The organism is Bacillus sp. N3378-2at (genome assembly GCF_033412715.1).
Classification (GTDB): Bacteria; Bacillota; Bacilli; order Bacillales; family Bacillaceae; genus Bacillus; species Bacillus subtilis.
Genome location: NZ_CP117986.1, coordinates 2,207,393 through 2,234,087 on the forward strand (window position 1 = coordinate 2,207,393; position 26,695 = coordinate 2,234,087).

Annotated in this window: 26 protein-coding genes and 1 pseudogene; 6 read left to right on the plus strand and 21 right to left on the minus strand. The window is 34.2% G+C overall.

All coding sequences use genetic code 11. The features are described 5' to 3' along the window. Positions 1 to 78: 78 nt before the first annotated feature. Entirely contained in the window at positions 79 to 540 is a 462-nt protein-coding gene (locus tag PUN35_RS11935) for a CarD family transcriptional regulator (RefSeq protein ID WP_010886417.1), read from the plus strand. Positions 541 to 1,222: 682 nt separating this feature from the next. Here the strand turns inward: PUN35_RS11935 and cspC are convergent. The 7 genes from cspC to PUN35_RS11970 form a co-directional block, all read right to left on the minus strand. Then, entirely contained in the window at positions 1,223 to 1,423 is a 201-nt protein-coding gene (gene cspC / locus PUN35_RS11940) for a cold shock protein CspC (RefSeq protein ID WP_003234247.1), read from the minus strand. 262 nt (positions 1,424 to 1,685) lie between these two features. After that, complete coding sequence (locus PUN35_RS11945) at positions 1,686 to 2,279, minus strand: type 1 glutamine amidotransferase family protein (protein WP_014478936.1); 594 nt, start codon at positions 2,277 to 2,279, stop codon at positions 1,686 to 1,688. Positions 2,280 to 2,628: 349 nt separating this feature from the next. Next, complete coding sequence (locus PUN35_RS11950; protein ID WP_009966647.1) at positions 2,629 to 2,814, minus strand: hypothetical protein; 186 nt, start codon at positions 2,812 to 2,814, stop codon at positions 2,629 to 2,631. 424 nt (positions 2,815 to 3,238) lie between these two features. Next, a complete protein-coding gene (locus PUN35_RS11955; protein WP_004399401.1) occupies positions 3,239 to 3,925 on the minus strand; it encodes a hypothetical protein in 687 nt (228 codons plus the stop codon). 24 nt (positions 3,926 to 3,949) lie between these two features. Continuing rightward, the gene (locus PUN35_RS11960; protein ID WP_009966645.1) at positions 3,950 to 4,126 is read right to left on the minus strand and encodes a hypothetical protein; all 177 of its coding nucleotides are present in this window, start codon (positions 4,124 to 4,126) and stop codon (positions 3,950 to 3,952) included. Positions 4,127 to 4,946: 820 nt separating this feature from the next. Further along, positions 4,947 to 5,300, minus strand: coding sequence for a hypothetical protein (locus tag PUN35_RS11965; protein WP_033881080.1), 354 nt, complete (start codon positions 5,298 to 5,300; stop codon positions 4,947 to 4,949). Beyond that, a complete protein-coding gene (locus tag PUN35_RS11970; protein WP_003240464.1) occupies positions 5,297 to 5,530 on the minus strand; it encodes a helix-turn-helix transcriptional regulator in 234 nt (77 codons plus the stop codon). The genes PUN35_RS11965 and PUN35_RS11970 overlap by 4 nt, the downstream gene beginning before the upstream one ends. 480 nt (positions 5,531 to 6,010) lie before the next feature. Here PUN35_RS11970 and PUN35_RS11975 point away from each other — a divergent pair, with 480 nt between their 5' ends. The 3 genes from PUN35_RS11975 (at position 6,011) to PUN35_RS11985 (ending at position 9,023) form a co-directional block, all read left to right on the plus strand. Next, positions 6,011 to 7,732 carry a ribonuclease YeeF family protein gene (locus tag PUN35_RS11975; protein WP_014478934.1) on the plus strand — a complete coding sequence of 574 codons (1,722 nt, stop codon included), beginning with the start codon at positions 6,011 to 6,013 and terminating at the stop codon, positions 7,730 to 7,732. 10 nt (positions 7,733 to 7,742) lie between these two features. Next, positions 7,743 to 8,261 carry a hypothetical protein gene (locus tag PUN35_RS11980; protein WP_014478933.1) on the plus strand — a complete coding sequence of 173 codons (519 nt, stop codon included), beginning with the start codon at positions 7,743 to 7,745 and terminating at the stop codon, positions 8,259 to 8,261. A gap of 198 nt (positions 8,262 to 8,459) precedes the next feature. Then, positions 8,460 to 9,023 (plus strand): GNAT family N-acetyltransferase, encoded by a 564-nt coding sequence (locus PUN35_RS11985; protein WP_014478932.1) that lies wholly within the window; start codon positions 8,460 to 8,462, stop codon positions 9,021 to 9,023. Positions 9,024 to 9,515: 492 nt separating this feature from the next. On the opposite strand, the gene PUN35_RS11990 is transcribed toward PUN35_RS11985, so the two are convergent. Then, a complete protein-coding gene (locus tag PUN35_RS11990; protein ID WP_014478930.1) occupies positions 9,516 to 10,415 on the minus strand; it encodes a LysR family transcriptional regulator in 900 nt (299 codons plus the stop codon). Between the two features lie 130 nt (positions 10,416 to 10,545). On the opposite strand from PUN35_RS11990, the gene PUN35_RS11995 reads away from it, so the two are divergent. Then, entirely contained in the window at positions 10,546 to 11,805 is a 1,260-nt protein-coding gene (locus PUN35_RS11995; protein ID WP_014478929.1) for an APC family permease, read from the plus strand. Between the two features lie 544 nt (positions 11,806 to 12,349). Here PUN35_RS11995 and PUN35_RS12000 read toward each other — a convergent pair. From PUN35_RS12000 to PUN35_RS12040, 9 genes and pseudogenes are all read right to left on the minus strand, one after another. Continuing rightward, entirely contained in the window at positions 12,350 to 14,242 is a 1,893-nt protein-coding gene (locus tag PUN35_RS12000; protein ID WP_014478928.1) for an NACHT domain-containing protein, read from the minus strand. A gap of 124 nt (positions 14,243 to 14,366) precedes the next feature. Further along, positions 14,367 to 14,651 carry a hypothetical protein gene (locus PUN35_RS12005; protein WP_033881083.1) on the minus strand — a complete coding sequence of 95 codons (285 nt, stop codon included), beginning with the start codon at positions 14,649 to 14,651 and terminating at the stop codon, positions 14,367 to 14,369. 153 nt (positions 14,652 to 14,804) lie between these two features. Then, positions 14,805 to 15,101 (minus strand): annotated as a pseudogene (locus PUN35_RS12010) (hypothetical protein); the annotation flags it as partial. Positions 15,102 to 15,268: 167 nt separating this feature from the next. Then, entirely contained in the window at positions 15,269 to 16,393 is a 1,125-nt protein-coding gene (locus PUN35_RS12015; protein WP_014478926.1) for an IS4-like element IS4Bsu1 family transposase, read from the minus strand. A gap of 114 nt (positions 16,394 to 16,507) precedes the next feature. Then, a complete protein-coding gene (locus tag PUN35_RS12020) occupies positions 16,508 to 16,708 on the minus strand; it encodes a PIN domain-containing protein (protein WP_014478925.1) in 201 nt (66 codons plus the stop codon). A 243-nt stretch (positions 16,709 to 16,951) separates the two neighbouring features. Then, the gene (gene rapI, locus PUN35_RS12025) at positions 16,952 to 18,127 is read right to left on the minus strand and encodes a response regulator aspartate phosphatase RapI (protein WP_014478924.1); all 1,176 of its coding nucleotides are present in this window, start codon (positions 18,125 to 18,127) and stop codon (positions 16,952 to 16,954) included. Between the two features lie 214 nt (positions 18,128 to 18,341). Further along, positions 18,342 to 18,722 carry a DUF4467 domain-containing protein gene (locus tag PUN35_RS12030; protein WP_072592623.1) on the minus strand — a complete coding sequence of 127 codons (381 nt, stop codon included), beginning with the start codon at positions 18,720 to 18,722 and terminating at the stop codon, positions 18,342 to 18,344. 62 nt (positions 18,723 to 18,784) lie between these two features. Next, positions 18,785 to 19,291 carry a hypothetical protein gene (locus PUN35_RS12035; protein WP_031600193.1) on the minus strand — a complete coding sequence of 169 codons (507 nt, stop codon included), beginning with the start codon at positions 19,289 to 19,291 and terminating at the stop codon, positions 18,785 to 18,787. Positions 19,292 to 19,305: 14 nt separating this feature from the next. Further along, positions 19,306 to 20,268 carry a bifunctional lytic transglycosylase/C40 family peptidase gene (locus PUN35_RS12040; protein ID WP_031600192.1) on the minus strand — a complete coding sequence of 321 codons (963 nt, stop codon included), beginning with the start codon at positions 20,266 to 20,268 and terminating at the stop codon, positions 19,306 to 19,308. Between the two features lie 105 nt (positions 20,269 to 20,373). Here PUN35_RS12040 and PUN35_RS12045 point away from each other — a divergent pair, with 105 nt between their 5' ends. Further along, positions 20,374 to 20,946, plus strand: coding sequence for a hypothetical protein (locus tag PUN35_RS12045; RefSeq protein ID WP_014478921.1), 573 nt, complete (start codon positions 20,374 to 20,376; stop codon positions 20,944 to 20,946). Positions 20,947 to 20,988: 42 nt separating this feature from the next. On the opposite strand, the gene conG is transcribed toward PUN35_RS12045, so the two are convergent. From conG to PUN35_RS12065, 4 genes are read right to left on the minus strand one after another with little or no spacing between them, the layout of a single operon-like run. Continuing rightward, entirely contained in the window at positions 20,989 to 23,439 is a 2,451-nt protein-coding gene (gene conG / locus PUN35_RS12050; RefSeq protein ID WP_031600190.1) for a transposon conjugation system subunit ConG, read from the minus strand. 3 nt (positions 23,440 to 23,442) lie between these two features. Beyond that, on the minus strand, positions 23,443 to 23,769 hold the full coding sequence (locus tag PUN35_RS12055; protein WP_033881975.1) for a YddF family protein: 327 nt from the start codon (positions 23,767 to 23,769) through the stop codon (positions 23,443 to 23,445). A 17-nt stretch (positions 23,770 to 23,786) separates the two neighbouring features. Beyond that, the gene (gene conE / locus PUN35_RS12060; RefSeq protein ID WP_121517049.1) at positions 23,787 to 26,282 is read right to left on the minus strand and encodes a VirB4-like ATPase ConE; all 2,496 of its coding nucleotides are present in this window, start codon (positions 26,280 to 26,282) and stop codon (positions 23,787 to 23,789) included. Continuing rightward, positions 26,170 to 26,694 carry a conjugal transfer protein gene (locus PUN35_RS12065; RefSeq protein WP_041516320.1) on the minus strand — a complete coding sequence of 175 codons (525 nt, stop codon included), beginning with the start codon at positions 26,692 to 26,694 and terminating at the stop codon, positions 26,170 to 26,172. Before PUN35_RS12065 ends, conE begins: the two co-directional genes overlap by 113 nt. Position 26,695 lies beyond the last annotated feature (1 nt).

Genomic DNA, 26,695 nt, shown 5'->3' on the forward strand with positions numbered 1-26,695 from the left:
TGTTATTATTAAAATTTTGATATTACACCTCCATATATGGTAATCTTAAGAAGGATACCATATATGGAGGTGGATGATATGTTTCAAATTGGCGATAACATTGTTTATCCAATGCACGGAGCAGGTATAATTGAAGCCATAGAAGAAAAAGAATTCTTAGAGGAAAAACAACAGTATTATGTCATAAGAATGTCAATCAGTAATATGACAGTTATGATTCCAACGAGTAAAATATTGAGTTCGAATATACGACCAGTTACCGATATACTTGCATTAAAACACATTATGCACATTTTTCAGCATGGAGAATCAGATAGGTTACTGCCATGGAAGCAAAGGTACAAAATAAACACGGACAAAATAAAAACAGGTGAAATACAAGAAGGCGCTGAAGTTGTACGTGATTTAATGCGTATGAAGAAAGAAAAAGCACTTAATGCAAGCGAAAAAAAAATGCTGGATAATGCATATGAATTTTTGATTAGTGAACTGGAAGTAATTAAAGGAATCACTGAAAAACAAATAAAAAGTTTTGGTTAGATACATCCCAAAAGATATTTCGGTATATTATGATGAAAAGCAAATCTTCTCCAACTTATGTTTAGAACATTAACGACCTCTTTTGTTATTCCTACATTCTAATCCATTTTTATTATTTACATTTCTTCTGCGAAGATTGAAGTTTTACCAAAAAATTCAATAAAATAGTCACTTTTTTTAGTATCCTGATTCACACTGGCACGGACAAGGAGCCGTAAGGATGGAAGAGAGGTAGGGCTTTCATTGTTTTAGGTATCTCTAAGTGATTATTTCCAGGAGAAAAAAACAATCGATCTCCTCATTATTTTTAAGAATTTCTTATATCCACTGCCACATTGAATAATAATTGTTTATCTTCTTCTCATAAAAGAGATATGCGAGTTGATAACATTTAGATGAAACCATTTTTATAATTCATCTAATCTTACTTAAATGAACGAACAGGTTAGTGAAAAAAAGAGTTATCTATGCTTGAACAAAAAATTAAATATTTTATATACATTCCGCATATTGTCAATCCAGTATGTTATACTGTAAACAAACCTTTGAAGTTTTAAATCTTTTTCTATTACCTTGTAGCATCTCCCTACTCGAACGTTGAGTAGGGTTTTTTATTGAGTATGATATAGACATAAAAAAACAGGCCCTATATAAAGAGCCTGTTTGTATAAACGATTGAAGATTAAGCTTTTTGAACGTTAGCAGCTTGAGCTCCACGAGCACCTTGCTCAACGTCAAACGATACTTTTTGACCTTCGTCTAAAGATTTGAATCCGTCACTTTGGATTGCAGAAAAGTGTACGAATACATCGTCTCCATTTTCGCGTTCGATAAAGCCAAAACCTTTTTCTGCATTAAACCATTTAACTGTACCTTGTTCCATTTTTGTTGCCTCCTAGTGTGTAACCACACAGTATATACTATCCTTGCCCAAAGTATCATCAAGACGAAAAGTCAATCTTCATACTATCCTTTACACCGAACAAAAATAATTCTTCTTTATTATATCAGGTATCGGAAATAACTGCAAATTAATATTGATGGCATTATTTGTTAAACTTGACCTCAAATCATCTTTCTTTGCTTTATTAGGAAATTCAACTCAATCGCAAAGCCCCCTATTCGGGAAAATCATTTCCAGCAAATTAATCAACAAATGGATTTCCATATTTATCACAAAAATGATAAAAACCATAACGATTCATATACATCATTTTCTCTATGTTCTCAGGAGTATCAAAATCAATCATCTCTAAAATTAAATTAGTAAATTCAATAGGGGCAGTTCCATTAGCAGTAACCAAATTTTTATCTCTTACTGCTTGTTTCTCTACAAAACTGCTAATCGGTTTATATTGTTTGTAATCTTTCCATAAGTAAACAAAATTACCTGTATGGCTATGATTTTTCAGCAAACCATTCTTCGCCAAAAAATCCACTGCACCGCATATCGCTGCTATTGGAATGTTTTTTTGAAATGCAGTTTTTACAAAATGTAATAGTTTTTTATTGTCATTACTCCAGGAATCCCCGCCAATCATAACTAGCAAATTAAAATTTGCAGGTTCTAACCCTATTATGTAATCGACAGATGTTTTAAAACCACCTATTGAGCTTACAATAGGGTCTAAAGAAACAGTGTGAACCGACCAATCTTCTCTTTGATTTAATGCAGATGCTAAGTAAACACCTTCCCAATCTGCATACTGGTCTAATATAAGAAATAACGCCTTTTTCACAACTATATACCGCCTTAGATTATAAGTTTTTTATTATCCAACCTTTTCGATTTGTTACGAAGAAAAAATACTCTATCTTCCGTACCTGCCCTTCCCCAACAATTTGGGGTCAGGTGAGTGCGATAAAGAGGAGTGTTCATCACATCCCTGTAATCTTTGAGTAACGTTTCCTCTTGCAACATTCATACGATAATATTTCATCAGAAAGCATTAAATCTCCTGTTCATGAAAATAATCAACGACTTCAATTGATTATATAAGCTGTAATCTCCAATTTGTTTCATTTTTCAAGGAATAATAAAGAAGGATACTACATAAGTAACATCCTTCTTTCCCAACTTTATGACTTTTAATTTGCTTGCTGTGCTTGTTTTACTGATTCTTTGCTAAAAAGTCCAACAATATTCCACAACACAATTACAGAAGCTATTATTAAACGAGTAGTACTGACTTCTTGGTTAGTAAATAATTTATAACCATATATTGATCCCAATGCTACTATACAAAAAACATTGAACCATTTACTCCAACGCAATTAAAAAACTCCTTTTTAATTAATTACATCTCCATACAATCTGTATACATTTATTATAGTACCAGTATTTTATTGAAAATATATAAAATTTTTCAATATCTAATCTTAAACCTTTCTTAACTGATCCTACAAATCATTACTTTCACACTTGTTACGTTGGCAAAATAAAAAGAAGACTACACGTTGTAACACCCTTTTTTATGCTTTGACTTCCATATAAACTTTTGAGCTTGGCATCAACCGTCCGGCTAATATCTTATTATTTAGAATGTGTAGCGATACATAGAAAAACTAAATTAGCAAGAAAAAAACATGTTATATCAAAATTGAACCAAGTTTTTTCCAAGATTCCTCAGACGAGGGATTTTACTTCTGTATAACAAAAAATCACTTTGTCCTTTATAAAGACAAAGTGATTTTAAAATTAGCTATTAGGTAAATCTACTTTTGCAGGAGTACTTGTCCAAGGTTTGCCCATTTTCTTTTTATGAGCTTTATCTTCAAAAAATTGAACTGTAGCATACTGATACCAACTATCAGTCATTGCTCCTTTTTCGTATAAATCATATTTATAATACGCATCAGGGATTTGTTCTTTTGCCCAATAAGAGAATAAAATAGTGGCAGCCTTACTCCCCCATCCCAAGCCAGGGACAATACCGACTAATGACATTGTAACTGATAACGCATTTTTAGCTGCTTTTGTATGCCCAGATAAAGTCCCCACATAATGGTATCCCTTTTTAGGTTTTGCAGCCTGTGTTGTGAATTCATTTGATTTCAAATTATTGTTTTCATAATTTGTTCTTTTAGCAACATTTTCATCATACTCAAAGTTTAAACCTTTTTGTTCTATGCCATCGACTTTTACAGTATGATTATTTCCGTTCATCTGAACTTTGTGAGTTTCATTTCCACTCACATACTCAATTTCAACTAATTTCCCGTTCGATGAAATCTTTTCACTTTTCATTTTGTAATGTAGAGCTAGTTCTTCGTAAGAAGGGGTTGTCTTAGAGTCCTCCTTTGCAGAAGCGTAACCTGCAGGTAAAAGTGAGCCTAAAGTCAATGATGCAGCCATAACACAAGTAATAACTCTTTTCTTTCTCAATTGAAATCCTCCTTGTGTTACACCTTAAGAATCTGAATTACTAAATACTTGCTTAATTTTATAAGCAATAACAGCGAGGTATAAAATTGCAACAAACACTAAAACTCCAGTGCCATAATCAGTTTTTGCAACTAGAAAAAGACTTAACACACCGAAAATAATGTACATAACAATATCAAAGATATTTTTCTTGTTGTTCATATAAACTCCCCCGTTTAGCAATTGATTCCAGGTGCATATTTGATTGCAGCCCCAGTGTATTAAACACTTACAATTTTGTCCAATTGAAACTCTCTGGCAATATTACTTTAATCATATCGCAAAATAATTTTTTGAATTATTTTAAGCACACCTACTCTAACATGATTCTTTTTTGATTTACATAAAAAATCGAAAAATTGAGTCATTTTTCCTTGGAGAATAAGTGTGTAAATCTTAAAAAGGACTATTCATTCATTTTGAAAATTAGAGATACATACGCTAATCATTTTATTTTCATTAAAATCCTTTTCGTGTTTGTTGATAATATGGAGAGGTGATGAAAATGTTCAAAAAAAGAAATCTGACTCCTGTTCTATGTAGGATACCGTTTTTTGAATTATTTGGTTTGGGGATACAGGGGAATATGAAATATAATAAGTGGTTTTAAATAACTGGTGAGTATTGGTTAGCATACGATCTTCCATAGTCGTTTTTCTGCATAAAAAAATAACACCAAAGATGGTAAACCCTTGGTATTATTGGGGTGCGGCCGAGCGAACTTGAACTTTACGGGTTATTCCCCCCACTGGGCCCTCAACATTGTAAATCCATATCATTGATTATGAAAGCTTGTTTTCATTGCACTTTCTAACTCCACTTTACATCATTTCTATAAGTTTGTATGAATTATGGTTAATAATTGGTGAGCAAAAACCCATTTCCTCACTTCTTCAAATCTCATTATAAAATGATTTCATATTCGTTCCCTCTCATAAAACAATTAAAACTACAGAGACACTATCTTTCTCGGTAATTGAATTCACAAAAAATCTTTTTTATATCGAACGGCTAGATAGATTGCTGAAGCGAAGAATGCAATAGAATACTTAAATAAGAAGAAAACTTGCCACATATAATCTTTCGGGAAAATCGTGTCGCACAAAATTAGTGCACATAACATATAGAGGCAACTTTTTAATGCTATTTGATTTGTTCTCTCGTCAGTCTTACCCATTTTTTTATGAAATACGATTGTGAGAATCAATCCAACTACAAGCAATACAAACCCACTGCCAATAAGAATATTCCAATTTCCCGGAGAATGTTCAGCCCAGGACTTTAAAGGGGAAAAAATTGCGTTGGTGATCGTATCTGTGATCGAATTCATTTTCATTTTTGATCATTTCCTTTCTCATAAGTAAAAATCTCGTTTACATCCACATTAAAAAATTCGGCAATTCGAAAAGCTAACAGCAGAGTCGGAACATAATTTCCTTTCTCCATTACAAAGATGGTTTGTTTGGAAACCCCGACTTTCTTTGCTAATTCTTGCTGAGACAATCTGGCAAGTACACGATATTCATAAACCTTATTTGAGATCGAATCACCAAAATCTTTCTTCATGACCATCACCTCTTGAACCAAATTATAAATCCACCTTATATAAAAGTAAAGTAAACTTATACAAAAATATAAAATACTTTTATGTTTACTTAGATTACTTTGATTTAATCATGAACCAGAATGCAGAAAGAACCTGACGAAATTCATGATTCCGTCAGGTTCGATCTAGTGTAATTTATATTTTTAAAAGAACACGGTTTTGATGGCGCATACAGAATAATGATTCTTGGTTATGACTCTGAGGCGCTGAAGTTGTAGAGTAAACAAAAGAATACAGAATCACTGATTATGTAAGAATATTTTCATTACACTTTCTAACTTCTCTTTACGTTAATAATTGGTGAGCAAAAAAACACCCTTACTTCATATTTCTCCAACTCTCATTATGTTCAAATAATCTAAGATTCGTTCCCTACCCCTTAAACTTCATATCTATTCCATGGTAATATTTAGATATAAACTTACTGAAAGGATTGGACAATGAAGGTATTTGAAGCTAAGTCTTTGTTATCTGAAGCTGAAAACCGCGCAAAAGATTATAAAGAATTGAAAAATCAAATGATTAAGCTAAGAAAAGCATTTAAGGCTGTTGCCGATCTTGATGACAGTGAGTTCTCTGGCAAGGGAGCAAACAATATTAAAGCTTTTTATCACGATCATGTGGGTGTCACTGATCAATGGATTGATTTAATTGAAATGAAGATCGCTTTCCTTACTAGTATCTCCGGTGTTTTAGAAGATGCCAGCTTATCTGACGCATATATCGAGGAATCCTTCTTAGAACATGAACTAACAAACGCATATAAAAAATCAAAATCAATTATGTCTGAGCAGAAGAAAGCAATGAAAGATATTCTGAATGATATCGATGACATTCTTACACTTGATTTATTTTCAACAGAGACTTTTAAAGATGAACTCTCTTCTGCCGAAAACAAACGGAAAAAGACTGTTGATAAAATAGGCGATGTGGATGAAAACTTAAAAACTGAATATGCGATAACTGAACCTAACGAACAATTCATTAAAGCAGACTTTCAAAAGTTACAGGAATCAACAGGTAAGGGCAAGAATGCTACACCCCTTCACTATAATGCCAAGGCATATCGTGAGAGCGATATACATAAGAAAAAAGGCGATATCGAAAAGCAATCTGAAGCATATTTAAAGATCAAAAAAGAGGAAGCTAACAAATGTGAGATAAAAGATTTGAAAAAGCAGCTTGTAAAGGTAACAGATCCAGACGAGTATTTAAAAATTGCGAAGAAAATAGGATACGAGAATTTGGAACCTGAGCAGCAAGTTTATTTCCGCCAACTCGAAGAACTCCAACAAAAAGCTGAAATTGGAAAAGGTATTGCAATGGGAATGTATGAAGCAGGTAAAGATACAGTGATGGGTCTCTATCAACTTGCAAGACACCCGATTGAATCGCTTTCTGGAACTGTGAACGCAGCCTTACATCCAATCGATACCTATAAGATCATAGCAAAAGACATAGAAGACACATTTCAACGTGAAATGATTAATGGAGATAGCCACAGCAGAGCAAAATGGGTTTCCTATGTCGGCAGTACTGTTGTTCTTGCAATAGTTGGTCCGAAAGGTATTGATAAAGTATCCAAAGTTGCAAAAGCCGGTTCAAAAGTTGCTGCACTTAAGACACTTGAAGTTTCAAAAACAGGAATAAAAAAAGGTATTGAATACGTTAAAATACCAAGTGTTTTTGAACAACAGTTCGCAATGGCTGGTGGTTCAGGGACTTTTCCTTTTAACGTGCTTGATGGAGAGAATTATAAAAACTCTGCACTTGAAATATTTAAGAACTCGTCTACTGTACAAGGATTAAAGAAAGCTAAACCGCATGAAGTTGTAAACGAATTAAAAACTTTCCAAAGCAGAAAATACACTTTTGGAGGACAATCATTCCTCATTGATAAGCGAGGAATGAAGCATATTTTAGAGCGCCATCATCCTAATTTATGGGATGGTTCAATTAAGTCTCAACAATCTTTTCTCAATAAAGAGATGACTGTTAACGATGTTGCAGATGCGATAGAATCAATTATGAAACAAAACCGTGAAGAGTTAACGAAAAAAGGAACTAAATTTAGTTATCAAATTAGAGGATCATATGAGGGTCAACAATATGTTGTAGGCTTTCAAAAAGGAAGAGTAGGACAATTCTATCCGGAAAAATAGGAGAGGTAAAATGTTTTATATTGAATCATTAATTCTTAGGCCAAATAAGAAGATAAACGATCTTTCAATCTTAAAAAATAATATTGACGATTACTTTGTTCCACTTAGCAATATAGAGGGACTAAAGAACATAAAACCACAGTTAGACTCTTACTATTTATCTGGGGCGATTATTTTAAAATATGGTGAACAAGATTTGCTTGATGTCACTATGTGGGACTTGGTTGACCAATTGTGGGCTTATTTTTTAAATCTAATTGAAGAAGCTATTGAAACAGGAAAAAGCGAAACTTATTTTCCAGATCAACCCCTTCTATTGAAAATGAAATCAATATCGAACGATATGTTGTTATTTGAAATTGACCAAAAACAAAAAGTATTACTACCGAAACTTGATTTTTTTGAATCACTCTTAAAGAATGCGAAAAGTTTCTTTGAAACTATGAATTTTGTTTTAGAAGGTAACTGTGATTATGAGTATGAACTTAATAAGATCGATGAATTGCAAACCAAAATTAAATGTATGTGAGGCTAAATGTGAATTACTCTATCGTGAAAAAATTCTTTGATGAGAATAAAAAATATTCAATTCTTACTGGAGGCGTCACTGATAAACAAGAATAGAAGAGCAGAAGATACCACGAAATTGTCCTCTCGTCCTCAAGAATTTTTACTTGGAGATGAGAGTTTATTATTGCAATTTTAAATTTTAGAGAGGGGAAATCAATTGAATCCTTTGTTGTTAGATGTTCCTTTACAATTAGAAACAGAAAGACTAATTCTTCGAGCACCACATCAAACAGGAGACGGGAAAATTGTAAACCAAGCAATTAGAGATTCCTTTTCTGAATTAAAAGCGTGGTTGCCATTTGCTCAAGAACTTCCTACTGTTGAAGAAACAGAGATAAACTTAAGAAATGCTCATATAAATTTTTTAAAGAGAGAAAGTTTTCGTTTTCTTATTTTTGATAAAGATAGCAATGACTTTATTGGAATAACTAGCCTTCAGAGAATTGACTGGAACATTCCTAAATGTGAAATTGGGTACTGGGTAAATACTAAATATAGCGGGAATGGATATATGACAGAAGCAGTAAAAAAATTAGCTAACTTTGGGTTACATAATATCAAATTTAGAAGAATTGAAATCAGATGTGATTCAACAAATCTTAAAAGTCGTGCTATTCCAGAAAAATTGGGGTTTGTATTCGAAGGCACTTTAAGAAATGATGATTTATCCGCAGATGGTAGCAAGCTGACTGACACTTGTTTTTATTCCATAGTAAAGTAACATTGTGAACATTTACACTTAAAGTAGCGAATACGTTAGTAGAACAAGAAAGGACATAACATATTTTATACGACTAATATGTTATGTCCTTTTTTTATCTTATTTTTTAATTTTGGTCTTGATAAATTAGTCTATTCCTCTAAATTAATTCATTGTACGCTGACAGTGTGCTTTTGATCTGAACGAGAAGGTTACAAACAAAAAGAAATGGCGGACAAATTAGACGACTTACTTTAAGTTAGTGGACACTTTTGGTCACAAAACACAATTTCTTCAAAGACTAAAAAAATACCAAGGGCGTCAAAACCCTTGGTATCATTGATGCGGCCGAGAGGACTTGAACCTCCACGGCTTATTCACCCACTAGACCTTCATTAAAATAAATATGTGTTTTCTGTTTCAAATCCCTTATATATCAACTTTTGTTTATTTTGATTATGGTGCTTACAATTATTTATTCTTATTTGGGAGTAAGATTTTAATGAGCATCGACTATAAAGTCTGAGTTCTTTTCCATAATTCCGCATGTTTTTTTACTATATTTATAAATTCAGCCATCGCTAAGGAATTCCATCTTTTTTTATGATATGCCACCTGCGTTATAATACGTGTTTCATCCATAATCAATCCACTTAATTTGTTTTCTTTCAACTCTTTTTGTACAGTGATCAACGGTAATAACGAAATTCCTAAACCGCACATAACGCACTGCTTAATTGCCTCAACACTCCAAAATTCAAAGGTATTCTCCGAAACCAGTCCTTGGTGTTTCATATACTCTTCAAAGTAAGTACGATAGCTGCACCCATGTTCTGTATATAAAATCACTTCATCAGATGAAAAATAAAAATCATCAAATGGAGTATTTTGCAACTTATGCTGTTTAGGGAATACCAATATCATTGGCTCAGTTATTAGTTTTTCTATATATAAATCAGCTTCCTCTTGTTCATACTCCAACAGAAACGCTAAATCCACCTTCCCATTTCGGAGATCATCTTTTAATTCCCAGCATGTCGATGATTTTAAAGTAATTTTCACTTTAGGAAAAAGCTTTTTGAATTCGTGAATAATTGGAGGTAAACGGTAAACCGTTAAAGATTCCGGGGCACCAATAACAAGATTCCCCATGGGTTCATCGTTTGATTGTATTTGTTTTACTTTTTCAGAAATCCTGATCATTTCGTTTGCATATGGCAACAAATACTCACCCACTTCAGTTAACAGCATTTTCTTCCCAAAACGATTAAATAAGGGTCCTCCTATTTCTTGCTCAATATCTTTGATATGTGAAGTTATGGTCGATTGGGCATAACCTAAATATTCAGCTGCTTTTGTAAATCCTCCCTTTTCCACTATTGTTATAAATGTCTTTAGATGCCGTATTTCCATCGTCTCTCCCCCTTTAAACATTACTAATTCCGATGGAAAAGTTCATATATATCTATTTTACGGATGAAAGGAAACAAATTACAATTGAAATATGATCGTAAGACACGTTTAGGAAGGGATGGAATGAAAAGTGAGAGAAAAAAAACTTGGCCCCGTACTTTTAAGTGGATTAATTGTTGGTCCTATTTTGGGATCGGGAATTATTTTGCTTCCACCAATAATTTATGGTAAGACTGGGGATTATGCCATATTAGCATGGTTTATTATGATGATCATTAGTTTTCTATTTGCTTCATTGTTTGGAAAATTAAGTGTTTTATTCCCGAATGAATCTGGTGTTGCACATACAGTTGAACTTGCATTTGGACAACATATAAAACAATTAACTTCTGTATTTTTTATTATTGCGGGCAGTGTTGGACCAGTAGCCGTTCTAATGACAGCCAGTCAATACCTCAAGGCTTTGTTCAAAAGTAATGGTTGGTCCCTAGAGACATATGGAATCATTCTAATGATGATTTGTTTATTCGTTCTATTATCGAATATCTCTTCCGTAGGAAAAGTGTCATTTATGTTTTCCACAGTCTCCACAGTAGTATTGTTAAGTGGAGGGATTAGTTCAATTCCCTTTATGAGGGATAAAGCTTTTATTAAAACACCATTTCATCTTGATGATTTTGGTTATAGTATTCTTTTGCTTTTTTGGGCTCTAGTAGGTTGGGAAATTATAGGTAATTATAGTTTGGATGTCAAAAACAGAAAAAGAACGATTCCCCAAGCAATAGTAATAAGCTCAGTGGTCATCACAACGGTTTGTATTGTTGTAGCTGCTGCCTATCAATGGATTGATTTACATCACACACACACATTAACGATTATTTTAATTCCATTGCTTGGAACGTCGTTTGCTTCCCCGACAATGGCTTTCATCACAACAATATTATGTATGAGCACATATTTATTGGTTACTGGTGGAGTATCACGTCTAATAGCCTCAGAGAATAAAAAAATAACCTTGATTTCTTACCGCTCCAAAACAAACATACCAATTGGAGCCATAAGCATATTAACATTAGTTCATGCAATCGTTTTTATTCTTTTATTTATAAACATCATTAATGTTGAACAAATTGTTGGAATGGCTAATGCTTTCTTTATTAGTAATGCAATTTGCGGTATTTTGTCTGCATATAAACTGTTACCTGGTAAGTTTTCAAAAAGTTTATCATTAATGCTTATTATCAGCTTTTTGATTATCCTTTCTTTCTCATCAATATGGATTTTATTAATGATTGCCCTTATAACTACTTTCTATTTGATCCGACACTTTATCTGGATACGTCAATTAAAGAAATCCGCTACTAATTCTCAAGACAAATTGCGATTTTAAGATCATGAATTTCTCACCCAAACTTGGATGTATAAACAAAAACGAGAGATTTTACAGTTCCTTTAGGACATAGTTCCGTTTCTTTGAATACTTCCGGACATCTTTTTCCTAATAAACAGAAGGAAACTGCCGACCGTTTGGATGATTACTTTAAGTAACTGGTGAGATTTGGTGAGCAACTCTTCTCTCATAGCCGTATTTCCGCACAAAAAAATAATACCAAAGGTGGTTAAACCCTTGGTATTATTGAGATGCGGCCGAGAGGACTTGAACCTCCACGGGTTATTCACCCACTAGGCCCTCAACCTAGTAAAATCATATCTTCATTTACAAAAGCCTTTATTTATAGCACTTAGTTATTTCGTTTACACCAATATTATTGATTTGTTGTTAATTATGGGCAGTAAATGGGCAGAACATAATCTATAAACATCTTATATTAGTGAAGCAGAAACGTATTTTTACTGTGGGTATGAATCCCAATTTAAATTAAACACATGTAATGCTTCCCCTTTAAATTTAATTTTAACTAAACCCGTCTTCTTTAAAAATCAAATAAATCGTCAGCAATTATTTCTATTTCTTGATGTTCTTTTTCAATTTGTTTGAATATGTTCAAAGTATTTTTCAACAAAAGTGTAATATTACTAAAACATTTTATTATATCACGTTTTAAATATGAATCACTTCTCATAGCTGAAATAAGACGAACTGGTTCTATACTGAAAGCAACACTTTTTTTATTTCTTACTTGTTCGAGTAGTTTTTTATCTCTTATATCAAATAGACTTAAGAATGACTCTAATTTCTCTATAGAATCAAAGATAATTTTACTCACAGCATTAGCAGGCAATTCGTATCTAAAGTAAACACTGTTAACAAAAAATAGCAGTGAAACAATTGAACCTTTATGACTGCCCACATATAGTCTCGGGATTATTGCGAAATGACCATCACTATAAACCCTTATCTCAAATCTAACCTTCTCATAATTTTTTTCAATATAATATTCGAAAATTTCCTCAACGTTTAAACCTGTTATCTCTTCGCAAAATTCTTTTAACAAAGGAATAATTAATAGTTTTTCAACCATCGCTCTATTTTGATCAAATAAAATATTTAATACTTGTTCACTTCTAGTAACTCTACCAGAGGAAAGAATCTTCATAAGAATTTTTTTCTGTCTATCTTCAGATTGTCTATTGATAAATTTTGCAGTGAAATATTCTTGAAACGAACGGTGTAAATAAATATATTTTAAACCATCCAAAACTAGAATACAGACTGCTTGAATTAAATCCGACTTATAATCTTCCGTATTGAAATCTAAACGTTCAATTTTTTTTGCTTTAACAATATAATCATTTAACTCTGAACTGTTAAAAGAGACTTTATTCTCCAAATAGCTTAGTGCTGATATTGTTTCTAGTATCTTAGTAAAACCATCAGACCCTAAGTTATCAGAATCAGTTTTCTTTGGCCTTTTATAAGGTTTTATTGCATCATGTTTAAGGTTTAAAACATCAAATGCTTGACCAAAAAAAACATGGATTTTTTGAGGAATATCTGCAAATTCGTCAAAAGTCATTAACATTAAAGTTAATAACAATGGATTATTACAAAAAGATTCGTGGTCATTATACAGTGTTTCTTTTAGCTTTTTTAAAAAACCATCCTTTATCTCATTATCGTATGGAAGTTTTTCTATTAACTCAATAGATTTTTCTTTTGTAAGTGGTAACATTGTTAATTCAGAAAAACCATCCCATCCCATTGATACACTATCTGATTGTCTTGAGGATACAAGATAATAGTTTTCATTATACTTACAAGTTAATTTATCTATTTCTCTGATCATCTTAGTCTGCCTGCTGTCTTCTACCTCGTCAAAACCATCGAATAAAAATATGTACACACCCTTATCTAAAGATTGCATAAAATAATCTTTTTCTAATGTAAATCCAAGAGTCACCAATTCTTCATATATACAATCGATCAATGAATGATCTGTCCCATTAACATTTCTAAGTGGAACAAATACAGGAATTTTATCAGTATGCATCAAAGAGCTTAGAAACAAGTGCTTAAATAAAGTGGACTTCCCAGTTCCACCACTTCCTAATACCATATTACATGTATTATATCTCATTAAATCATTTATATCTTTTGCTGAAATAATATCTTTATCACACTTTAAATTAGTATAAACATAAAATTCATAGAGATTTATCGGATTTGTTCTATGAATAAGAGTTTTAACCTCACCATATTTTTTTGCAGCCCTGGTCAGGTAAGTTTTGTATGCATATAGAGTTTTGACCTGGATATCAGCTGCTGTATCCTTACCAAATTTAAAAATTCCTTTTAATATAGTCTCTATATTTTTTTGAATTATTTCAGACATAAACTTGCTAGTATCAAATTGTGTTTGTTCCATTTTCTTCTCCTTTAAAGTATAGCTAAATCATCAGGGTTGAAAAGTTTGTCAGAGTAATCATATTACCTCTGCATAAATGAACAATGTAAAAAAAGCTAGACAACGAATTTGTCAACTTAAAAGATTACTCAAAACTGAACCATCTTTTACGCATTCCTTTTAAAAACTCTTCTGTGATATGCAATACATCACTTTCTCCAATAACTGAGTCAATTCCACAATAAGGGCAAAGGGCTGTGTCCTCATTATCAATCCATTCAAAAATTTCATCAGGGCTAAAGATTTCTAAACAATGAAAACATCCACACCTGTTTACTTTTTCTAAGTAAGTCTTATTGTGAATACTAAAAGTATGAGCTTGGAGTTCATTCTCTAATTCTTCAAGATTTTTTGAAGGTTCTGCACCTATTATATCAATTGCTTTTGTAATTGATGGTGTTATACCTAAGAGCTTGAATCCTTTATCTTTAATTTCTTCCATTAAGAAATTCATATTATCTAAAAAGCTTTTGTCATTAGTAACTATTACAATATCATCAGAAATATTTGCAAGAATTGATTCCCATATTATTTCATCACCTATTGTTACTGAATCTTTACTCCCTGGAGGATTTCCAATTAATTGCCTATCTTTTGCTTTTTTTATTATTTGATCATTAATGTCAAGTTTTTCTACAATTTCTGTTTCATATAGATTATTTATAACTTCGTTTATTGGATCTCCTTCTTCTTTAAGACCTTCAATTTTGTCTATCAATTTTTCAACGGTTTTCTTCATCTCCTTCTTTTGATTGATTAATTTCTTATATTCTTCTATGGACTCTACAAAATGAGAATTAAGTGGATTTAACCCGGTCATATATTTTTTAAATGAATCAGATCACTAGTGTTGCATAAATTTTGACTGAATTTTCTGCTTTCTTGTTTTTGCTCATGAGAAGAAAAACAAAGACATTTGAATAGAGGTAGTTAACATCCATTTTTTTACTATAATCTTTGACGAGTGCAACAGACCTGTGAAATTCTTTAGGGCACGGTTTTCCCTACGATTTTTCGTAGCCATAAATGAGCGGATTTCCATGGTGCCGCTTTGAGTAAGCGACTAATTTGTAAGTACGTCCTTGAACTGTTCGTGTTCAGCTGTGCCAGTACATTTAGGCAATATACAATCATTGCGATATACACTTGATTATGTACGCCTTGTTCGCTCTGCGCGTAGAACTTTTTGATGTTCAGGTGCTGCTTCAGCCATTTAAAAAATAGCTCGATTGCCCAGCGCGACTTATATAACTCAGCGATTTCGTCAGCGCTTAAATCAAATCGATTCGTGATCAGATGCAGTTCGTTTCCTTTTGAATCGAGCACTTTGATGAGGCGAAAAGCGTTTTCTGCACGGTTTTGTGGTGTACCAATCAAAACCATTTCATCTGAAAACACAAGCGAGTCTTCAGGCAGTTTAAATGGCTCGATTACACGAATGACAGCGTTTTTTCGTAAGCGTGACACAAAGAAATACCCATCGTCTGTCATGCGGTCAAATCGTTCATAATCCAAGTAACCCCGGTCAAAGACGTACATGCATTCTTTGTCGTCAACGAGTACTTCCAGCTGACCACGATCATGTTCTTTCGCGTTTGTCAGCACCGCTTTATCTGGATAGGAACAGCCTTTTTCTGCGTAAACAAGACGTAAATGAAGCTTGATGCCCGACTTTGTTTTACGGAATTCAGCCCACTTATGGTTTTTCAAGTTCAATGGCAACGTACTCGAGTCGATAATTTTCAGTGGTGTTGTCGTTTCTCGGCGCTGCTCATAATGTGATTTCTCGTGAATTTGGGCAACTAAATCCAAAAATACCTGTTGGAACACTTCAGTCGGCACTTGATTTAATCGGCGTCCGAGCTGCGAAAAGCTAATCGCTTCTAAATGCGTCGCTTTTTGAAGGTCGTCAGAAAATAATGTCTCACTGACTGCACGCAGACTCTCGGTTTCATTGAGCTGAGCGAATACGAACAATTTCAAGAATGACGCAATATGTAGCTTCTTTGTATAGTAATTTAATTGATAGCTTTCAACTAATTCCTCGAGTTTTGTGGAGAAAATCGGTGAAAACCATTGTTCAAATGATGTTTTTCGTGTAAACTTATCCATGCTTATTGTCCTTTACTTTGGATTTGGATGGTTTATTACCGCCCTACCATTATAAAGGCTTTTTTTATGCAAAGATAAAATTACTGAAAATTTAGATTTTTATAAATCGTTGAATTATTTTAATGCGACACTAGTGGAATCAGATATAAGTTTAAATTGCTTATGTCTATTTCTTTTATATTCATGATAAATCTGTTTTGGTAAAATTATATGTTCAGCATAACGAGTCAAGTCTTTTAACTTTTCTAAAGAAGTTTGTTTAGATCGATAGAATTCTAAAAATACATTAGTATCAATAATTATTTTCCCTGCCATAGATATCCTCCTCGGAACATTAACTGTAACCCAATTATTTCAAATGTTCCATGTTTATACAATCGAATATTTGGTTATATAAAGAAAGGTTTTAAGCCGTTTACAATAAAAAAAGCTTAATCCTAGAAATAGGACAAAGCTTTCCTCCTTTTTTAATTTGTCTATGCACCTACCCTATCCGCAGCTATATTAACTTCACCATTACCATTCTGACTACTTTGACTATAAGCAGTTGTGAACAGACTACCTAATATCACTGCTGCCAATAGAATCCGGCTGATTTTCATTAATAATCTCCCCTTTTTTAATTTTTCGTCTTGCTTCAATACTCATACGATAATATTCATTAGAGAGCATTAAATTTCCTTGTTCATGAAAATAATCAGCGACTTCAATCGAAAAATTTTCAACATCTGCAAACATTTTTCTCGAAGCCAGATATGAAAATGCATTCTTTATTAATTGAGTCTCGCCATCTGAAAAAAATAACCCCTCTAATATTTTGAATTTCGCTGAGTATTCCTTATCATCACTTTTATCGGCAATAAATCGCCCTTTCCTAAAGTATATCAAAGCAACATCATAATTTTGTTGTTTTGCTTCTACATAGGTTAGAGTGAATAAAGTCTTTGTTAGGAAACTATGTTTTGATTTTTCGAAAATTTCTAACGCTAAAATTAAATGTTGTGAAGCCTTTTTATATTCTTTCAATTCATCATAACAAATCCCAATATTCATGTGTGACATTGCAATTAAATGCTCTATGTTACTTCCCTTGGCAATTTCCAAAGAATTCAGAAATTGTTCCAAGGCTCTTTCGTATTCTAAAGAATCGATCAGGTTACCTGCAACAATAAATTGACAACGCACAGTTTGGACCGCATACTCTTCATACTCTCTAAATATTTTGAGTGCACGATTTGCATAATTCATGGAGAAATATGTTTGTTTCATATAATAATATACATAGGACACTTTGAAAAAAAACTCTGCTTTTTCTATTTCATCCTCAACTTCCGACAACTTTGATTCAGCTATTCGATAGGCACTTATGGCTGAAGTTAATTCTTTTCGCCTAAACTCATACATACCCTTAAAAAAGTAAAAATAATATTCCAACATACCAGTTAATTGCCCTTGTTTCTCAATTTCTTTTATAGTCTCATAAGCATTATTGAGATCATCTATTTCTTTAGATTTCATATAACTCAGCATTATCTCGTGCCTAAAATCTAATAACTGATAATATAACAAGGCATCTTGGTTTTCTTCCATGTTTAGCAATTCTTTCTCTACTTCTATTTTTATAATCTCTGCATGCTCAACTTGATCATCTTTTATTAATGTATACCAATCATTTAACTTTTTTGTGACTATGTCGTACGGAATTTTATCTTTATCTAAGAAAACACCCCGCAAGAAAATTCCCCCATCCTTACATAAATTGTTCGAATATTTACATTAATTGTATTATGTCAGAACACCCTTTATTTTACAAAGATGAATTGTAAAAAGGTACATTATATCTACTCCTTTGCGGTTTTTTTGCGGTTACACCAATACTTTTGCGACTTGACGCCAACATCACGGCAACCCTTTCATAAACACAAAAAAAGAGGAGTAAACACATGGTTTACTCCTCTAACTTAGTTTCTTTACCTTTTGCTTCTTCATAATCTGGTGTTTTCCTTGATAAGCCAAGTCGATCATTTTCTCCATTCCCCGGCATATCAGTCATCTTTTCATATTTATCTCCTATTTTTTCATAATACTTAAATGTTGTTAATTCACGTGAAGAGTTATCCGGCATATAAAATGCAAACTGAATATATTTGCCCCCTTCATAGACTCTAACAATCGCATTCTCTCTTTTAATATTTATCTCTGTGTCATTTCCTTTATGCTCTTTATATTGGCTAATTACATCATCAATCGCATCATCATACTTGCTTCCACCACATGCAGTTAAAACAAACATCATCATCAAACTAAGAAAAATAAAAAGGTTTTTCAAAATAAACATTACCTCCTTTTTCAATATTTAGTATAAACAAACAAATTGATCTTTTCCACCTTTTATCCATTTCCCTTAACCTGCACATTATCGACTAACCAACCATCCTTTTCTTTCTTCATAGTCGTTTGTACAATTAACACTTGATTCGTAGTGACTGAATTTGCAGTTGTGGCGACTTCAACAATGTTTAAAAACAATTCATGAGACTCATCTAACGGCTTTGAATAACTCTCTAGTGATAGTAATTCACTTTGCACGCTGACTGTGTGCTTTTGATCAGAGCGAGAAGGGAATGCATAATCAAACCCTTTTCCAGTTGTGTGCTTCTTAACTGTTTCATATCGTTTATCTATGTCGGAGTAATTAAAAAACGCTTCAAAAAATGCCTTATTTTCCGAAGCGCTACTTGTTGATTCTATATGGTTCAGTTCCTTAATTTTTTCGCTCAAAACTTCATTTTTATCTTTTAACTTTTCAATCTTATACGTTTGCTGTCCATTCGTGAAAAATCCCGTCAACAATATTAATAACAAACAAGCTGAAGCCCATGCAATATGTGTTTTCATGTTTTCACTCCTAGTTATTTAATGCGTCCAAAAGATACAAGGTGATCTCTCCAGTAACCTGATTTCAGATCAGAATATTCGATTCCACTGTCATTCGAATTAAACATTCTGCCATTGCCTACATAGATGCCGACGTGAGTAATGGCTTTTCCTTCATATGTGCCACCAAAGAACACTAAGTCACCCGCAGTCGCTTCTTTTTCACTTATTTTCTTTGTTGCCCCATGTTGTTCCTGTGCTGTTCTTGGAAGAGTAATTCCGGCTTTGGCGAAAGACCACTGAACAAGGCCCGAACAATCAAATCCAGTTTTCGGGTTTGAACCACCCCAGGCATACGGTTGCCCTTCATATTTCAAAGCTTCTTTCATGACCGTTTCATAGAAATCCATAGAACCATTCACAGGCTTCACATTTTTATCAGAACCTTTCACATACCTCATGACATGGTCAACATAACTTGGGTCACCATAGCTTTTCCAGCCCATTTTAAAAGCTTGCAATCGGCTGAAATCAAGTGCCAATTTCTTTGTGTATTTCCCGCCATTCTTTTTGACATAATCTATAAAGCCAGAACCAAAGTTGTATGCCTGTAAGGTTAAACGAACATCACCGCCAGCCTGTTTAAAAACCTTCTTAAAATGTTTAATGCCGACTTCAATCGAACGTTCTGGGTCAGTTATGGAGTTGGGAGGTAAGCCAATACTTTCGGAACTTTGCATGATATCTAAAGAACGCCCACCACTTTCTTGCATGGTGAGCGCCATAATAATATTCACTTGGTCAAAAACGCCTTCTTGACGGGCATATTTCTCAAATACTGCTCTAAATCGTTCCACTTCCGGCGCAATGCCAACTGTTTCATATTCGCCATCCCCACCGCCTATAAAATCGTCCCCGACTTGATTTTCTCTTGAAATTGTCATAACCACTAATATAGATAAAACAAAAAAGAAGATAAAAGGGGCTGAGAATATCATTGATAGAAGATATTTTCTCTTAATCAAGTTACAAATCCACCCTTTCTTATACTATTCTTCCAAGTTGTGATAAAATGTAAAAAAAACGAAAAGCGAGGTTGCAGAATGACATTTGATATAGAATTAGATGATTCAAAGACAATTTACATCACTAATTTTGCAAATGTAATACCGCCTGAAGATATACAAATGTTAAAAAATGAACTCTCTGAATCTGATATTACTGTTAAATCAACTGATACCGAAGGGCAACCAATGGCATTTGCAGAATTAGATACTGTTGTATCTATTCTTATACATTCCGCCGTTTTAACCTCATTGGTTGAGAGTATTGGTCAAAGCGCAACATGGGATCTGATTAAATTATTTGCCAGCAAAAGTTGGAAAAGAATAAAGGGACAAAAATATACTAAACTCTATTTAAGTGGAGGATCAGAACGTAAGGACATTACTTTTGGAATAAACGCCACTATAAATAATGCTGATTACACATTCAGATTCGATAATGTTTCACCCGACGATGCTAATGAAGCACTAGATAAAATATTGGACTTTTTTAAAGAGCAAACTAATCATCAGAAATGGTCAACTCATATAGGAAATTATAATAATGATAAACAGGAATGGGAGCTTAAAGAACTACGTGAAATAGTTAAAGAGCTAAATAAAAACAAATAGACAAGTAAAGCCTAAAGCGAATCTTTAGGCTTTTTTTTGTGTTTATAACGTTTTTCTCTCGTCCCTTCTCAGTCGATCTTCTACTTTTGATGAAGAGCGTCTTGCAATTTCATTCAAAGACACTTGGTCAAATGTATTAACACTTTGTTCAGTCCGTTTAATGTTTTGTGATGAAGGCTGTTTTTCTCTTGATACAGCCTTACTTTCAGCAGGGGCAACAGCCTGTTTTTCCTCAACACGAATACCATCTGAATGAACTTTTGCTGGTTCAGATGGTCTGATTTTACGTTCGTTATTGGCAATAGACTGATTTTCTACTTTTGTAGATTGAGGACTTTCAAAGCCGAGCTGCGGTTCAGATTGATTCGTCATGACTTTTTGGTCTGATCTTTTGATTTCTGCTGTCTTCTCTTGTGCTACTGGCTCACTCTTTGAAACAGAATCATCTTTCTGAACTTCAAAGTCATGATGTTTTTCAGTTTCAGTATTCTGGTTTTGTCCTTCATGAACATATGCCTTTTGGTCTGTACGTTCTGTTTCTTTCTCACTCTCTTGTAAGACTGGTGCTCGATTAGAAGTAGTTTCTTCTTCAAGTTGTAATGATGCATCGTCAGTTTGTTTCTGATTATCTGGCTGTTTAAGAAGCTGTTCAACATATTCTTTTTGATCTGTTCTAGCTGATTCATCCTTTTTATCCTGCAAGATAGGTGCTCGTTTGGATAAATCCTCATTTCCTTCATTCAAAACATCTTTCAGCATAGGTGAGTTTATTCCGTCTTTTCTCAATCTGTCTAAATGGGATTGCTGTTTATTATCTTTTGCATTTGCAAAGGCTTCCTTTTGTTTTTGCTTTTCTTGTTCTTTCGATAGAGTTTGAGGATTTCGTTTTAAGTTGCGGCTGTTATGACTAGCTATTCCGTTAGCAGTCTCTTTTTGTGGAGTTCTTGAAATGGCGTGAGTATTATCATATCCCATAGCAGCCCCACTCGGTGAATTGCCGCCACCACTTGGAGCACCAGTTACGCCATCAGCATTCGAACCGTCTTTTCTTCCCCCAAAATGCTTTGTAAAGTCAGTAAATACGCCGCCTCCGTTCCCCCATACTCCACCTATTTTCTTTGCTTGTTCCCAAGCAGGCTGAACAATGTTTTGTCTCATGTTTTCCATCATATTATTATCAACTGAAACTACTTTTCCAGCAGTCACAAACTTGATAATGGCATCCCTCTTGTGAAAACCAATCCACAAAATTGAGGCAAGGACAGCAACATTCAAAAGATACATTCCGAAACCGTTTGGAGGTATTAACTTGTCAACGATAAAACATGTCACGTACACAAACAGAACAATAATACCTAACATTGCTTTCAGTAGATAAACACTCCCCAAACGTCCAAGAGTGACAAATCCAGAGTAAGCTAATTGGGGAACATACGCTAATATGAAAGCGAATGGTACGAAAAAGACAATGACTAAAGCAACAACTTGAAGCAAGAAATTAAAAAACGCTAGTGCCAAAAATGGGATTCCAATAACAATAGAAGCGACCACAGCAATAAAAGATTCTCCAAGCTGATTAAACACATTTCCAGAAGTCATAGATTCATTTTTATATTCATCAATTTCAGTTTCTTTTATATAATCTTTTTTATCTTTTTCTCCATCCTCTGAAAGCTTATAAGAAAGCAGTTTATCTATACGATTAAGTCCGCCTTTATCTGTATCTTTCTCATTGATTTTCTTTTCGCTTGTTTCATCAAAATTCACAATTAAAAAAGGCTTCATCAAAGCAATGTCAAAGTAAAGATTACGCATAACCGCAACTGTGCCTTCCATTTCCTTTCCTTTTTCAATCGCAGAACTGTCCGCAAAATTGCCTTCATCTTGAACAATGCCAACCAATCCATTTCCCGCAGTTAAAAGCTTTCCTTGCGCTTCTACAGACAAGGCATTCAACGCTTTCATGTAATAACCAGCGTTTGACATCCAAAGCCCACCGATCACCATGACACAAATAAATAAAATACTCCGCCGCATGGCTTCTTTTACGCTACCTCTCACACAGAACAAGTAGACAACATAGGCACACGTGAAAATAAATAAAGCTTCACCGAAATTCTTTTTCAGTGTTTTATAAACTGTTTTAGAGACGTTTGTAATGGAGTTTGCAAACTCGTCAATCGGTTGCAAGTTATACAAAATATCCATTCCCGCATCAACCACACGGACAATGTTTCCCGCAAAAGAAAAAGTGACGTTTGTCAGCCCAACAAACGCCCCCTTGATTAAATCGTCAGATGCTTCATTATTCGCTTGATAGCGTGAGATAGGAAATCTTTTCACCTTCAATTCCACGCCGCCGGCTTTCTCAATTTTTGGCTGCGTGGTGGTATCTCCATCAGCCGAAAATACTGTTACAGCTGAAGCGACAGTTAAAAACAGCAACACGATAGCCGACACAATTAGAATCCTTTTTTTCTTCATCACAGCCACCTCCTAATCTAACCGAGTTAATAAATAAAATTGATATCTGGCTTTCTCTAAGTCTCTTTGCGTTAGCAGCACGTTTTCGGGATATCGTTCATACAAGGAAAAACAGATTGCTTTTTGATATTTCATATGCCTAAAAGTCTTTCGGTTTTGTTCAATCTTGATGCCTAATAATTTTTGCAAAAACTGTGCCGTTGATTTATGTCCGATAAAACTTTTGTATCGACCATCATAATGCTTTAGCCATTGTTTAACTTCTTCCAATGTAATCTTTTCAGCTTTATAAAAGCCTGGACTCGTGACCACAAGAGAGTTTAAGAAAGCTATTTCCATGTACGATTCAACCCCTTTTACAAATATTTTTCTTCCGCATATGCGACAGCTTTTTTCTCTACTGTTTTTAAAGCGCCTTGCCATTCTTCGAATAGGCATTCAATCGAAATTTTGGAGGTGCGGCCATAATAATCTTTAAATAAGCATTGACCTTGAAACATGGATTCCATCATTTTTTTGTTTTCTTTTGTGACCTCCATGTTCATCCATTTCAACACTTCTTCTCGCTCATTCGGTTCATCAAAAGCAAAGGCAACACCGAAGTTTCCAGAATCCTCTTCTTTTAAAGCGTCTTTTGTGGATTGGGAAATGAAGTATTCCGCATTGTTGTATGAGCGACCAATCCGGCGCATTTGTCTCTCAACTTTTTTGCCTTGTTGAGAAGTGGTAAATATCCATGCTTCATCTATAAATTCAACGGTCTGTTCATCTGGGTTCATACCAAATAGTTCGCAGAACTTACCAAGTGCAAACATGACGGCACTAGACTTTAGTTGTGATATGGTGTAGTTTTCAAGTCGTTCAGCATGATCTGGCAAATCCATATTTTCAACTTCTAAAATGGTGATTCGTTTTTCAAGTGACAATGCAGGGTTTGAACCATCATGAATACAAAGTTTTAAAATTGAATCTGATACAACCTCATTTAAGTAGTCGCCAGCCTTTTGTACAGCTTCTTCGGGATGGTTCTGCATCTTCCGAATAATATCCAGTGAGCCGACCTGTTCGCCTTTATGTTTTGCCTCAATTACTTCTGATGTAGCACGAAGGAAAGCCGTGTTTATGTCGTCCTTCCCTTTAAAGTCATATACTTGTTCAAAAATGACTTGAACTAGCTCTTTTGCTTTCATAGGAGGGAGGAAGGAGATAGGATCAAGCGCTCCCCAGTTGTGCGTGTTTTCATGATCTAGTGTGATATAGTTGTATTTCTCTAAATGTGCAATATATAAGGGAAAGTTCTCTCTAATGTACTCATCATTCAAGACTCTTTGAATCCACTTTCTCATTTCCTTTTTAGGGTCTATATACAGAGATTTGATGTTTAACATGCTGATATAGTTAAAGATCAATTTCGCCAGATATGACTTGCCATTTCCTGTGTCTCCTGTGATTAGGCAGTGAGGAGAACGTGTCTTTGAACCTTTTAACTGCTGGTTCGCTAAGAAAGGGTGGAATAAAACAAAATCACGGCTGGACATAATGGCACTTTCTAAGTCGGTGTGCTCTTGGAAACGATCAACCCAGCCGAGAAAGAAGCCGATTTTCGAACCAATATCAGAGTTAACAGCAAACAGACTTTCAGCCACACCGTCTTGCGTTGTTTTTTGAATCCAGTTCTTATCGGTTATGTCTAACTTTTCACCAGGAAGCATTTTATAAAAAAGGTTCAATTGATCAGCCACCGGAAGCCGACAAGTAATGCCAGCGCCTTTTAAATGCCTTTTGACAATCGTTGCTTTTCCCACACATTCTTTTTTTGTCTTTCCATGAACGACTATCACCGACAGCCAGTTCATCACATGCACATCTTCTTTCTTTATTTCATCTTGTAAATGCCTTATCATTGTGGCACTTGTGACAGTGGAAACATCGCTTCGATCGCCTGTGCTTTGTTGCTCTTTTTGTTCTTCTTTCAATTGCTGTCTTTTGAGGTTGAGGGCAGGCTTGGTAATGGACTTTGATTCCGTTTGAATTTTCATCTGAACTTCAACAGGGAAGGGAAGAGACTGTGCTTCATAAAACAAATCACTTTCCGACATATTGTGAAGAAATTCGTCAATCACGACAAAAGCTGAATAGCCTTCATCTTGATCACTATGCAAATGCAATACTGATGGGTCAGTGGGGTCTATGATCGTGTTTGTAATAGAGCGAACATCCTTTATCTCACTTTCTTCATTCGTTTGGTGCTTTAATCCACGTACAAAGTGATAACGGTTAATGTATGTCATTTCTGTTTCTGAAAGCCGTTCTCCGCGAACAGAAGCCATGATATTCGCTAGTGTTTCTTCGACTTCCTCATATTTTTCAAAAAAAGAGGTGGAAACATTTTGTTCCCACCCGAGCATTTTCACGACTGTATCAGTCGCTGTATTGAAAAAAGATAATATATTGTCTTTAAGTTCGACACTAATATTTACAAGACTGCTTTTCAGTTTTACACCTAAAATGAAGTCATACTTTGTCAGCCTTCCTAATCGCTGTTCTAACAGCCTTACCGTTTCTTCATTGTAGTAACGTGCCACATCCATTGCATCTGCCGCAATATCTGTTTCTAAATCCTTAAATCGTTTTTCTAATTCATACTCACTTGGATACATCATCAAGTGAAAATCCTCATAAGATGTAATTTCTTCAAAAAGATGCTGCCACTTCTTTTTATACGATTCAACTTTTTCTTTATTTTGCATAGGAATCGAATTGCTTTTTATTCGGTAGTACGCCCACACGTCGCCCGTTCTTGTTAACAGCAAATTCTTGTGTATTGCCTTCATAGGCGTTTTTAGTCTCATTCGAATAATCCACCACCTTCACAAGTTTTCGAAACTCAATTTGTTTTTCATTACTTAAATCAACCTTTCGGTCATTGCAAAACTTCTTTTGTGGAAGCTTAATGAGGAAGTAATACTTTGCAAAATCAATGAAGTATAAATAAATGTTTTTGCCTTCCGGCTTTATTTTCGTAACAAGCATTGTTAAAAAAATCGGTATTCCAAAAATCACGATGATGAAACTGTTATCAAAAGCGTGAGGAAAAATCATCCTCACGCCGTACCAGAACCCAAAGCATAGGCCAACAAAAATGAAATAGTTAATAGCCGGTATTAACTCAACTGCAAAGGGTAACGAATAATTTTCGGTTAATTGCTGAATTTTTTTCGGCTCTCTCATTGCCTTCCGATAGTTGAACACCAGACGCCCCATT